The sequence below is a fragment of the Pedobacter sp. AW31-3R genome, from assembly GCF_052180285.1.
Lineage (GTDB): Bacteria > Bacteroidota > Bacteroidia > Sphingobacteriales > Sphingobacteriaceae > Pedobacter.
The window spans coordinates 331,667-344,651 of the sequence record NZ_CP197475.1 but is presented as its reverse complement, the minus strand read 5'-3'; the positions used below and the strand labels follow the sequence as shown (position 1 = coordinate 344,651).

Annotated in this window: 12 protein-coding genes; 4 read left to right on the top strand and 8 right to left on the bottom strand. The window is 37.3% G+C overall.

Annotated features, from left to right (window positions below; all coding sequences use genetic code 11):
• Positions 1-286: 286 nt before the first annotated feature.
• A complete protein-coding gene (gene purD / locus ACSBL2_RS01460; RefSeq protein WP_442589905.1) occupies positions 287-1,558 on the top strand; it encodes a phosphoribosylamine--glycine ligase in 1,272 nt (423 codons plus the stop codon).
• A gap of 1,223 nt (positions 1,559-2,781) precedes the next feature.
• On the opposite strand, the gene ACSBL2_RS01455 is transcribed toward purD, so the two are convergent.
• The 8 genes from ACSBL2_RS01455 to ACSBL2_RS01420 all read right to left on the bottom strand — a co-directional run bounded on the left by ACSBL2_RS01455 (position 2,782) and on the right by ACSBL2_RS01420 (position 10,273).
• On the bottom strand, positions 2,782-3,321 hold the full coding sequence (locus tag ACSBL2_RS01455) for a hypothetical protein (RefSeq protein WP_442589904.1): 540 nt from the start codon (positions 3,319-3,321) through the stop codon (positions 2,782-2,784).
• Between the two features lie 147 nt (positions 3,322-3,468).
• Complete coding sequence (locus ACSBL2_RS01450; RefSeq protein WP_442589903.1) at positions 3,469-3,891, bottom strand: hypothetical protein; 423 nt, start codon at positions 3,889-3,891, stop codon at positions 3,469-3,471.
• A 443-nt stretch (positions 3,892-4,334) separates the two neighbouring features.
• A complete protein-coding gene (locus ACSBL2_RS01445; protein WP_442589902.1) occupies positions 4,335-4,814 on the bottom strand; it encodes a hypothetical protein in 480 nt (159 codons plus the stop codon).
• Between the two features lie 669 nt (positions 4,815-5,483).
• Positions 5,484-6,509, bottom strand: a complete 1,026-nt coding sequence (locus ACSBL2_RS01440; RefSeq protein ID WP_442589901.1) for a hypothetical protein — start codon at positions 6,507-6,509, stop codon at positions 5,484-5,486.
• 1,173 nt (positions 6,510-7,682) lie between these two features.
• Positions 7,683-8,288: a DUF4304 domain-containing protein gene (locus tag ACSBL2_RS01435; protein WP_442589900.1), complete on the bottom strand. Its 606-nt coding sequence runs from the start codon at positions 8,286-8,288 to the stop codon at positions 7,683-7,685.
• A 5-nt stretch (positions 8,289-8,293) separates the two neighbouring features.
• The gene (locus tag ACSBL2_RS01430) at positions 8,294-8,593 is read right to left on the bottom strand and encodes a hypothetical protein (RefSeq protein ID WP_442589899.1); all 300 of its coding nucleotides are present in this window, start codon (positions 8,591-8,593) and stop codon (positions 8,294-8,296) included.
• A gap of 188 nt (positions 8,594-8,781) precedes the next feature.
• Entirely contained in the window at positions 8,782-9,900 is a 1,119-nt protein-coding gene (locus ACSBL2_RS01425; RefSeq protein WP_442589898.1) for a Fic family protein, read from the bottom strand.
• 139 nt (positions 9,901-10,039) lie between these two features.
• Positions 10,040-10,273, bottom strand: a complete 234-nt coding sequence (locus ACSBL2_RS01420) for a hypothetical protein (RefSeq protein ID WP_442589897.1) — start codon at positions 10,271-10,273, stop codon at positions 10,040-10,042.
• Positions 10,274-10,591: 318 nt separating this feature from the next.
• On the opposite strand from ACSBL2_RS01420, the gene ACSBL2_RS01415 reads away from it, so the two are divergent.
• The 3 genes from ACSBL2_RS01415 (at position 10,592) to ACSBL2_RS01405 (ending at position 12,957) form a co-directional block, all read left to right on the top strand.
• Positions 10,592-10,876, top strand: a complete 285-nt coding sequence (locus ACSBL2_RS01415) for a SymE family type I addiction module toxin (RefSeq protein ID WP_442589896.1) — start codon at positions 10,592-10,594, stop codon at positions 10,874-10,876.
• 774 nt (positions 10,877-11,650) lie between these two features.
• Entirely contained in the window at positions 11,651-12,292 is a 642-nt protein-coding gene (locus ACSBL2_RS01410; RefSeq protein ID WP_442589895.1) for a DUF6266 family protein, read from the top strand.
• A gap of 2 nt (positions 12,293-12,294) precedes the next feature.
• The gene (locus ACSBL2_RS01405; protein WP_442589894.1) at positions 12,295-12,957 is read left to right on the top strand and encodes a DUF6266 family protein; all 663 of its coding nucleotides are present in this window, start codon (positions 12,295-12,297) and stop codon (positions 12,955-12,957) included.
• The last annotated feature ends 28 nt before the right edge of the window (positions 12,958-12,985 follow it).

Here is a 12,985-nt window from a genome sequence, read left to right as displayed (position 1 = left end):
ATACAAAATATCCTGTACTTTGTTCAGGACGGGAGGTTTTATTTAAGTGGAATGGTACAAATTGTCATTATCCTGTAATCCCAACCTGATGCTGACCATATGGGCTACAATTTTGCAGGATTAATGGGCATGCCACAAACCAGCTGTGCCCTTCCGGTAGAAATCACCTATCTTATTTGGACACAGGGACTGGATAATGCACATACAGGAGGCAGCAAACACGCTTTATGCACAAAATGAAACTAATAAACTATAAAATTTAGGCAAAGCGGTTATCTTTGCCCATATGAATATCTTATTATTAGGTTCTGGTGGAAGAGAAAGTGCTTTTGCCTGGAAAATGAGCCAGTCTGAACAATGCTCAAAACTATTTATCGCACCTGGTAACGGCGGAACCGCTGCGTATGGTAAAAATGTAAATCTAAATCCGAATGATTTTGAGGCCATCAAAAAATTCGCATTGGCAGAAGACATCAATATGGTGGTGGTTGGTCCGGAAGAACCATTGGTAAGAGGTATTCATGACTTTTTTGTGGAAGATGAGCAGCTGGCGCACATTCCGGTGATTGGCCCTAAAAAAGAGGGTGCTATCCTGGAAGGCAGCAAGGATTTTTCTAAAGAATTTATGGCACGCCATGGCATTCCAACCCCAGGTTCAAAATCGTTTACCAACGAAACTTTACAGGAAGGTTTAGCCTACCTGGAGAACCACAGTCTGCCGGTTGTTTTAAAAGCAGATGGTTTAGCCGCAGGAAAAGGTGTCTTGATCTGCGAAACCACAGCAGATGCACAATCGGAACTGCAGCTGATGCTGGGCGGTAAATTTGGTACTGCGGGATCCCTGGTGGTTATTGAAGAATACCTGACAGGCATTGAGCTATCCGTTTTTGTATTGACTGATGGTGATCATTACGTCATCCTGCCGGAAGCGAAAGATTATAAGAAAATCGGGCAAGGTGACAGCGGACTGAATACCGGTGGTATGGGCTCTGTTTCCCCGGTTCCTTTTGCCGATGAGAAATTCCTGAAGGAAGTGGAGGATACGATTATCATCCCTACCATTAATGGCTTAAAGAAAGACAATATTGACTATACCGGTTTCATTTTCTTTGGCTTGTTCAAAGTAGGCGATAAACCGATGATCATTGAATACAACTGCCGCATGGGTGATCCGGAGACGGAAAGTGTCATCCCAAGGGTGGAGAACGATCTTGTTGAACTTTTTGTGGCGACTTCACAAAAACGTTTGAAAGACATAGAGCTGGTGATCAACCCTAAGAGTGCGGCTACAGTAATGATCGTAGCGGGTGGTTATCCCGGCGATTATGAAAAAGGCAAGGCAATTACAGGGATTGAGAACATCCGTAAATCCTTGGCTTTCCATGCCGGAACAACACAGGAAAGTGGTGTGATTAAAAGCAATGGCGGCCGTGTACTGGCAGTAACCAGTGTGCAGGACAATATGTTTGAAGCGTTACAGTCGGCTACAGCTGATGCGGCAAGGATTTATTTCGATGGAAAATATTTCAGGGAAGATATCGGATTTGACCTGATGTAATATTAAAGTTTGTTCATTGGGAACGCTTATTTTTCCCGATGAACAAACTAGTGTCTATGCATAATTGTCTTCCTTAGGTCTAAATTTAAACCAATCATACATTACCTCTAAAATTATCTTTAATATTTCTTAAAATATTCATAATTCATCGAATATCCCTAGACCACCTTGGCTAATTATTCCCACCTTAAATCATCGACCTAATATTGATTGGGGAGTATTATATATTAACATATATCTCAATTTGCTAAAATATCTAAAGACGCTCTTGCCACTTTTGCAGTAATTTCCACAACATAAATACCAACTATTCACCTCATAACTTTATGATCTAGTGCTCTTCTTATTTAAATAGAACCTAGTGGCAATCGTTACTGTAAGAACAAGTAAAAGACAAAAAAAAATATTCCTAAAAAACATATTTGTTTCAACCGGCACTCGATGTCCACTGGCATTGTAAAGTGCCCAAATTAACAAATTAATGAAAATCAATATAGCACAACCCCACTTTATAACATTTAATAGTTTCATCATTTTTAGTAAAATTTTAACGTCCCTTAAAGCCCGATTCGTATAGCTTATTAAGAAATGTATTTACTTGTGGATCTTTAGACATTCCCCTAACATCAAGTTTATCCCCACTTTTCAGAGATGTCCTTTTCCCTTGTAAAACCCTTATTACTGATGTTGCAGTTTCAGTCAGTGCAGATGCTTCCACTCTTGACTGTATACCCAGAGCAATGTTTATTCTTTTACAGTCCAACTGTAAAGATTAGGATTTCATTTACTCTCACTATACAGTTTGACACTAAGAAAAATATCTCACAAGCTATGCTAAGTATTTATAAACTTTAAAAGCAAACAATAGTGATCCTATTAGTACGAACCATATCCAGTATTTACTATAAGAGCGCCAGTTTTCATGATTTGAGAACCTAAGCATGATGCCGACAAATACCAATAAAAGAGATGAAATTAATCCGAATATTGTGTTAAAATCCATAAAATTATTTTACAAAAAAGATTTCAATAGAAATACTATCCCAACAATAATAGCAACAATTGCTATTATCCAAAACTGGATATATTATGGGAGTAATTGTCCATCCCAGTTTGTTTTATCAGACGCTGGTTTTCTCTTAGTTTCCCCTAAAGATTTGCTAAGATTTATTTCAATAATTATCAATTACGGGTCAATTTGTCTCCATGTTATTTACGTTACACTAGATCTGATCAATCAATTCCAATTCTGAATAATAACTAATGATCAAACGCTCACCATCATACCCCTTAATACAGATAAAATCACATAATTTATCCCACAGCTGTCGTAAACCATTCCTATCCTCTACTCCAGTTATTTGTAAATAATCTTCAAACTCCTCAAAAGTAAGGTCATTGGTAGGTCTGAAAAAATCACATGCAAAGAAATACTTCCATAAATCTATCATAAAATCTGGAGTTGTTTCATCATAACGGATCATCGCAATAGCATCGAATCTCCTTTGATCTATTTTTATCAGATACTGAAATTTGCCATCATCCTCAAACCGCTTAAAAATTTTCTCCCTCAATATTATCAATTCTGAATCTTCCGTCAAATCCTCTTCTCTCCGAAAAAAGAAAAATAACTCATCACCGACTGAAAACAATTTCCCAAAAATCGCCTTTAATCTTGCGCGATCTTCTGGCTTGTGGTAGATGTCAAAACTACTCACAGACAATATCGACAGGTTTCCGTTTGTTGCTACTTCTTTATTCATTTTTTGATTGCTTTTCCTAATGTACACCGGTTAATCTTTTATGCACCTTTATTGGCAGGCCAGACTAATTGCTATAATAAGGAAGAATTCATGACGTTTACATCCCCCTTAATTTCAAAAGTTTAATAGTGCGATTTAACGAAAATGTCAATATTCATTTAGATTCGCCACAAAGCTTTTTTTTCTTTCTCGATCATTTATAATATTCATCATAAACTTTTCCCATTCAATATCTTCATCATCTATATATTCAAAAGGTGAAATGTTTAGTTTAGAATCAGATTTTAAATACGGAAATCCAACCAACATATCATTTCTATTCATAAGAGTACATACCTGCTCAACCTCACTTACCTCCTTAAGCAACATGCTATGAGAATCCATTATTAAAAATTTGTCTTCTCCAAACAAAAAATAAAGGTTTTCATCCATTACTAATAAAGCAGTCAGTAGTCCATTAACAAACTTGTACCAACCGTTTATTTTCGGGTAAGAGATCTCATTTATTTCGGTGTTCGATTCATAATCAAAGTATTTTGTAGCAAAATCAAAATTCCGTAAAAGTATCATTAAAGTCTATTATTGTTATAATTTATAAAAATTTCAAATTCTTATCAACCGTCCCATTCTTTTTAAACCTGTATCTATTCCTCAGTCAGATCTGACTCCTTTAGAGATTGAAGATATGGTAATAGACAACCCCGGATAAAAAGCCCCCCAGTATTGCAATAAAAAAAATTCTTATAAAAAAAACCTGTCTTGATTTGTTATTATTCATATGATGTTATGGCGTCATTAAAACCGGCACATGCCTTAATACATTTCGCAATGTTACCTGTGGTATAAAAAAAATTGCTCGTGCAACTACTAATGCTTCTTTGGCAGTATAACCACAGGGTCTAGAAGAAATATCAAGTGAATTATAGTTATTAATCAAAAACCAATTTATACCAGAAACAAAAGTAGATTGCTTATGCAAGACCGATAAAACATTCCCTAAAAATATGATGCAATTATAGTTCATACAACGGTGATGGAAGTTTTATCTCATCAACATTAGGAATAATAGAGTTTTCAATTATAGCAACTCGTCTCTTTAAAAGGTCAGCCATTTCCATTGTGGGATCAGCGTCAAATGGATAACATTCATCAACAGACAGTCCTGACTCTACATTCGAGATCCAATCCTTAGATAAGGAAACATAGTCCTCCAGAACATGAATAGTTGTTTTCGGCCCATACACATCTAAATACATACTTGGAAGATCTCCGACTATGAGCCAGACAAAATTATCGGCATTCTTTGCAGGATCTATTTCATACAGAAAAATACATAATTTTTCACCCAAATTTAAATAGAGAGATGAATTGACAACTGATATGCACCAACTAAAATCAGATATATAACGGTCTGCTTCCTTTTGCATGCTTAGTACTTCAGCATAATATTCTAAATTTAGCTCAAAATTTTTTGTGTTTATTGGATATTTCATATTCCAGTTTTTATTCTTTCTTCTTCTTTCGAACCTACTTAAATCACCATTTTCTTTATGACGTTCAATATAGTCTTTCCTTGATACAGGCTCTACGTCTGACTATTCAAAAATCTCTATCAGTACAGTAAATATCCATCCCCAGTCATCATAGACATTGATAATTAATGATCTTTCCAAATTTACGAAGTAACGAGTAGTATCTGCCGATGGTTCTTAGGCCATTTCAAAGTTGATTTTACGAGTAATAATGGGTTGTATTTGAAGTGGCGAATACTTTTTATATTTAAAAAAGAGCACTTCCTCAGCTTGCTTATTTTTGAAAACATACTGATATAAAGTCAATCCGTTTTTATACTATCCAATTCAATCTCACAAAACCTATATTTTAGACTTATAGATTTATTCATATATATTAAAGTATCAGATTTTAAATCCTTTTCAATAACATCATTCCCTACCAGGACTGACCTTTCCACATGTAAATATATTTTTACTCGAGGCAAAACATAAACTGTAAGATTTATGCCACCATTTAATATAAGTTTTCGTTGCTTGGAAGTATACAATCCCATCCCCACATGAAGTAAATTTTTCCCAGGATGGCTTCGTCATGATCTCTAGTAACCGTTTCATTAAGCCACACAATAGCCACAATAAATAAGTCAATTAATACTTTTCACGCTCCGCCAAATGCTCAATTAATTGCTGCTGCTTAAGAAGCTGTTTATTCAATTCAATAAGATACAGAGTCAACTCTTCTACTTTTTTTACGAGTAATTTGTTTACCTCTCCTAAATTCTGTCCATGTGCAGTAATATCTTTAGCTGAAGGCATATCTGGCAAATGTTTATGCTTAGCCACAAACTGTTCCACTTCAGACAAGGAGCGCTTTTTATAGTCTTTTTCAAATACATAATCTGGCCAGTTTTTAGTCTCTACAGTAACCATGTGGGATCTTATCGCACCATTCACTGAAAGTTTCTCTCCTGGTGTCATCGTACCAATACCCACATTGCCACCATTCAAAACCAACTCATTCTGGTAACCGTTAGCATAAGAGCTTAAAATTAATCTGGATCGTGATGCTGTGCCGGAAGCCATATCCAGATAACTATATATTTTTGGCCCTAAATGCGTAAGATCGTAAGAGGAAAGGGAAATTGAACTACCAGCACCAGTCTCATTTGTCATATTTCTCAAATACAGATTCCCGGCGACATCCAGTTTTTGTGAAGGACTGGCAGTGCCGACTCCTACTTTTCCCTTATTTATAGTAAAGTAATTCTGAGCTATATTTCCCCATGATTGAATATCATTGTAAGGATCCCTTTCCCACCAGGTCCTTGTATTGGTTTGCGGAGTCCTGTAAGATACGTCTATTGATATCCCATCATGCAATCTTGCCGTTAACCAGCTCGCGCCTTCAGCATTTCTTAACAACCAAAGATTATTCTGAAAGGTATTAGTGGTACTGCCGCTATAAGCGCGCAACAATGTAGAACTCCCAGCTACGGTTCCCAAGACAGATGACTGATGAACACCCAATTTAGGGTTAAGCGTAGCGGAAGGAATAGAACCAATAAATACATTACCGGCATTGCTTGTCTTGATATCATCACCAGTAACAGTCCACTGACTATAACTCATTTGGGAGCTCATAAACAGGAATGCTAATACAACGTATTTTCTCATAGTGGTACATTTATAAATAAAAATATTGTCGGTAATGACCAACTCCGTAAAAATCAAACCCACCTAACGGGCTTATAATTCAAGGAGAAATTGAATCTATACACATACAATAAGTTACGTGAAGGCAAATTGTAATTAAAAGTGATTCATATTTTTAGTCTCCATTTTGAGTGTTAAATCAATGTGCGACTATAAAATCCACGATATATGTTTATATATAACCTGAGCAGACAAAGCTATCGTTCAGAACTTCAACACTTCTCTCATATTAAAAATATATTAACAAAACATTATGATTAAACAAAAAAAATAGAAATCTATTCCATAAATACAAAAGTAAAATATAGTCAAATATATTATTTATTACACAAATAAACACGCATCAGAAACAGGAAAACAAAAGCAATTCACAATTAAAGCTCACAGCCTATGATAAATTGAGATTTTGATATAAAATAGCCCTTTAGAATCAATGTATTTTAAATAAAACATCATTCTTACGACAAAAAAACCACAAACAAGTAATAGTTATCATATTCTCACATTAAAACATCATAATTTCCAAAGTCATTGAAAGACACAAGCCATAGAAACTTCTCTTCCATCAAAATTATAAAATATGTAAACCAAGTTTTGATCGCCACCAAAGCTACTTAACCACAAGGGCGCATCACTGTTCCGGAACCATCCTGATCACCAGTTAGCCTCTCCATTATCATGAGCCAAGCGCAAGTACCTGTGTACGAATGGTTCTGGAGCAAATTGCAACAAATTATCAATGCGTACATCTTATTTATAATGACTTCGTTAAATTATCCTGAAATGTAACTCAACCAATAAAAAACCTATTGATTGGAGTAAACAGCTTGATGATGAAATGATCGTAACAGCGCTGCTTGGCCAATTACTTTACCATTTCCAGGCGATCAACTTCATAGGAGAAAGCCACGAACCAGAAAACATGAAAACTGTATTTGGAGAAGCAACTTCACCTGCTACTTCTAAAGAACGGTGTAAGAATTATTACCGTTTTTACATTCTTATTTGCCGATTACAACACACCGTTCGGCTGGCTCGCAAGCGTTGGTTTCAGCGTAGCCTTACCGTAGTATAACCATTGGCAATTCTTTCCCAAGAATCCCCTCCCAATCCAACGCAGGCTGTAGTTTTATCTCATTTACTATAATTTATATTCTTTAGATGCTCTAAAGCTTTGCTACCATTTGGTCTTCCTAATGATTGCTGCATAAATGTTTCCACCACCTGATTCAAGGTGTCAATTTCACCTTTAGTCTTCAAAAGTGTGGTTAGATACTTAAATCTGCCAAATTCTGTAGTACCAGCAAAACTTCCATTCATCCAACACTCTATTAACCCCTCGTCAGACAAACGTTTATTGATCTCAGGTATGATACCGCTTTGAATAATTTCTATTACGTTTGAAGCAATAGCACTCAAACTTTGTGACGTATCAACGATCCACCAATGATCAGGATTACCCACCATAAAACTCCCAATTCTTGTTTGCCAATGGCATTGTTCAACCTTCGGTTTTGCTACATCATCATAATCATATTCTAATCTCCCTAAGACATTAGAGTAAATGCCAAAATTGACTGTAAATTTTATCATAGTAGCTGTACTATCCCGGCTTTTCTGAAAGTTTACAATTCCATAATTTCTATCTGACCCTATGTAAAAAGTATTACTTTTTTTATTAAACCCCATTTGCTTCAACAAGGGAGTTAATTTTTTAATAACGTCTTTAAATAAATCCATATTATTTACCAATCTACAGGTTTTCTTACTAATTGTAGAGGATAATCACTAACACCAAGCCAGCCATCTTTTAGTTTTTGTAATGACAGGTAACGAGAGCCGCCTACCTTAGTTTCAATCTCTCCGAGATTAACCTCATTATGCCAAACATCAATATCCATAAAACGCTTACCAAATGGCATCCGCTTATAAACTTTTGTGTAAACAACTCGTCCTTCTACCATCAATGCATCAGCTATCTGAACTCTACACAAATTACCGGCCTCTCTGTTTACTTGAACTAAGGATTTTGCTCCCACCGTCACCGCGAAAAGAATTTACAGCTAAACCAGCCTCTCAGATAAGAGGGCTCCAATAACTAAGGATTCAAAAAACAGTTAAGCGCTACTCTGCCAGATAATTAAATCACTATCGTTTTTACCATTTGTTATTTGCAATAACATTTCCTTGCCCATTTATAGTATGGTCCAAAAACAAAAGATACTTATAACCATTATTCATTTTCACCCAATTGTTGATTTAAAATGTAGCTTGTGCTTCTGCCCCCTGCTTCTTCTTTAATTAAAATATGTTGATCAAGTAATGCCTGAATATCCCGCCCGGCTGTATCTTGGGAGCATTTAGCAATTTTTGCCCATTTTGAAGAATTGAGTTTGCCCTCAAAATCATCAAGCAATTTATTCAACATTAGCTTCTGCCGATCATTCAAAGTAGCTTTATTTAAATACTCCCAAAACCTGGCCTTAAATAAAACCTTGGCTAAGGTCTGGTCTGTCGCTGATAAGGCGCGACCAAAACAATCCAGAAACCAGTAAAGCCACGCTGTTATGTCAATTGTCTCTTTTTGTGTGCTTTCTAATATCTCGTAATATTTACTCCGCTCCAGGCGAATTTGTGCCGACATGCTATAGAACCGTTTTGTACTGGCATCAGCTCTTGCCAATTGCATATCTGTGATTGCCCGTGCGATACGCCCATTACCATCATCAAAGGGGTGGATGGTTACAAACCACAGATGAGCTATCCCAGCTTTCAACACCGGATCAATATCATTGAAGGCATTAAACCATTCTAAAAAAGTCGTCATCTCTGCAGATAGCCTATCGGAATCAGGGGCTTGATAATGTACTTTCTCTTTCCCCATTGCCCCTGATACCACTTGCATCGGGTCATTTTTATCATTGTTGCGCCAATTGCCGACAACGATTTTATACATGCCGCTGCGGCCTGTAGGAAACAATGCTGAATGCCATCCGAATAAGCGGTCTTCACTTAGTTCATTTCCATACCGTTGAGTAGCATCAAGTATCATTTCAACGACACCGTCGACATTTCGATCTGAAGGGATAAGACCAGCGACGTCCATTCCCAATCTTCTGGCAATAGAAGACCGAACCTGATCTGGATTGAGGATCTCTCCTTCAATTTCACTGGATTTCAAAACATCATCTGTCAAAGTTTGAAGGGAAGCTTCATTTCGTAAATCAAATCCTATCCCTTCCATCTTTCCGAGTAGCCTTCCTTGAAGATGTCTTACCTTACCCAATAAGGTTAAAAGGGTATTTTCGTCCCAAATGAACTTTGGCCATTGAGGTAATTGATGAATGTACATATCTAATCTCCGCATATTATGCATCTAATATACCTATTATTCTCCGCAACACCAATGTAAACTACGCGTTTTATGCGGAGATTGAACACACTAATCTCTGCATAAATTTTTCTAATAGGGAATCTTAAATGTTCATTCATTAGCGCAGTTTTTTGATTACGGTATCCTTCACATCAACCGGCTTATTGTGCTCACCGTATATAATTTCCATTGAAACCACATACTTCTCACCATTAGGTAATTCTTTTCTCCAATATTCGCCATCTTCCTTAAACTGCGCATAGAAAGGATTGCCTAATTCAAATGCCCTTTGGCGTCCCAATTCAAGCATATTACCCATATTCTTCAAAAGGAGATTTACTATTGATTCCATACTTGAAATTTTAAAACCTTATACGAATATATAAAAATGACTACTTTATCTCCACCACCTAAAACATATTCACTACCAAAGAACACCTAAAAAACAACTACTGAAACTATAAAAGAAAATTTCCCAAAGATGGCCTATAGAAAGATTTAGCTTATCTAGAACCGACATTTTGTAAGTTTTAAAAGAGGGTGGTTTATACGATAGATTTGGCAGAGGCAGCGTCCCCACCGCCTTTAATTTTTTAATAATTTCAACTAACACAACTGTTTTTCTTATCTTTATTCTGCAGTCAATGTTGGGACGATTCAAACAAATTTTATGAAAAAAACAATTGTCCCTGATCCAAAGAGGTCGAAAATGATCCAAGAACTACAACCTAACAAAACATGCAAATGTGGTGCATGCGAACCACCACAGCCAAAACTTCCAGATGGCATGCGCAGGCTAAAAATATGCAACAAATGGAAACAAAACGGCGACGGGCATGAGCCTTCCATACGCTTACAAGGAGAATGGCTACGTAATGCCGGCTTCGAACATGGTGGTGACGTACTGATTACTGTAAAACCAAAACAGCTGATTATTAACTTCCAGCGAAAATAAGGAGCTGTTCGTACAGCTCAATTTAAAAGTATCCGAACAATTAATGTTCAGGTACTTTTAACCTGCATGACTTCCTTCCGCCACTTCCGATCTGAATCTAACAAATGCTGCATTCATTGCGCATATTGCAAATAAAGAATAGCCCAAACTTATCCAACCCCCTAGCCGCGCAGCGATCATGATCACAACATAACTTTTAAACCAACCCTTATTTATCGAAAGACTGCAGAATGGACCGTGTCCGACCAAGACCCGGTAATAGTTCTGCTTTTACCTTATCCTTCGCCTGGTCTAAACCGAGTCTCGTCCGTACCATGTATACCCCAAGTAGACAGTAACTAGTCCCTAACTAGCCTCCAAATATACTATATGGGTCTACTTGAGGTCTAGTTAGGGATTAGTTGGAGCCTATTTGGGGTATACATGCTACGAATAAAAGCAAGTGTAAACCCGAAGCAAAATAATATTTGACAGCTTCTTCATCCAACCAGTGGTCGTACTGAAATAAAGAAAACAAGCCATACAAAAAATCGAAATCAAGCGATAATTAACAATTAAACAAAATACTGTAATTTTAAGTAAATATTTGTGTTGTAAAAATTTGCAAATAACTTATTTCACTTCTACCTTTATATCAATGAATTACAATCCATCATTGGAAGCTATATTCCGCTGAACCGAAAAACCAATCGTTGTATAGCCCATTGTGAGGTTCGATTTAAGCGTCATTAACTTCTAAGAATATTGAATTATTAACCTTTAAATAAATATACAATGGCAGTCATCAGAAGCGGTCCTTTACTGGACCTGTCGGGTACCATCGATGGATGGACGTATAGTCCGCAGCCCAACGGAACAACGGTAGTCAAAAGAAAAAACAAAAAAAGAAGCAAGCCAGCCACGCCTGGACAGCAAGCGAATGAAAATGACACTGGTCTTTTCGCCAAATTTATGGCTCCTATCAATGGGTTCGTTAGTGTCGGGTATGAACTGGAAGCTAAAAAACTCGGGCTGAATCCCTACAATGCAATGGTCAAATGTATGAGGAAAAATGCTTTTAAGGGAGAATACCCAGACCGCAGCATCGATTTCTCCAAAATACTGGTCAGCAAAGGCACATTACCTATCCCGGTTGCAAAAGCAAGCATTACGGATGCTGGACTGGCGTTCAGCTGGGATACCACAGAGATCCCGCATGCCACCCACCATTCCGACCAGGTGATGCTGCTCGCCTATTTCCCCAAATCGAAAGATGCGGTCTATGTGACTGGGGGGGCAGCCCGGCATGTTGGAAAAGACCTGCTGAATCTCAGGGGAATAAAGAAAGGTGAGGATGCAGAGGTCTACATTTCATTCCTTACGGATGACAGGAAAAATATCAGTAACAGTGTCTATCTTGGAAAATTTAGCTGGTAATTATGGGAAGGATCATAAATAGAGATATACTTGGAGAAATTTCCGGTGCAGTGGGAACAGTTGTTATCAGCAAATGGAGAAATCTGACTACCATAAGATCCCGGCCAGAAAAAAGAAAGCACAAGAAAACCTCTCCGCAACAGGCCAGACAAAATGATATCTTCAGAACAATTACCGATTTTTTGCAGCCCCTGAAAGATATTGTGAATTTAGGTTTTCAGGATTTTGGAAATTCGGGCATGAGCCCCGTAAACATGGCATGCTCAGATATTCTACTCAACGGCATAGTGAAAGAGGAGGAAGATTTCTATATTGACCTGGCCAAAGTCAGGTTCAGTAAACCGATACGGTCTACGCAATGTGCATGGAACCCCACCGTAAAAGCTGAGGAAGGGAGAAAGATTACTTTTACCTGGGAACTCAATCCTTTCCCTAAAAAATGTACCCAGCTGGATGATACCATTGTAGTGGTCTGTTATAACAGGGAGCGTGATTATTTCCAAACACGGATTAATTGCACCCAAAGAAGTGAGCTTAGCTTCAGCATCACCAAGTTCAATGATGAAATCGGACAAGAAGTCTTCTGTTACCTGTTTATGGCTTCAGCAGATAAAAAGCTGGTCTCAGAAACTGAATTCCTGGGGTCTGTAATTGTGAAACCCTAGTGCCCCTGAACAATCTGCTGGATTATAG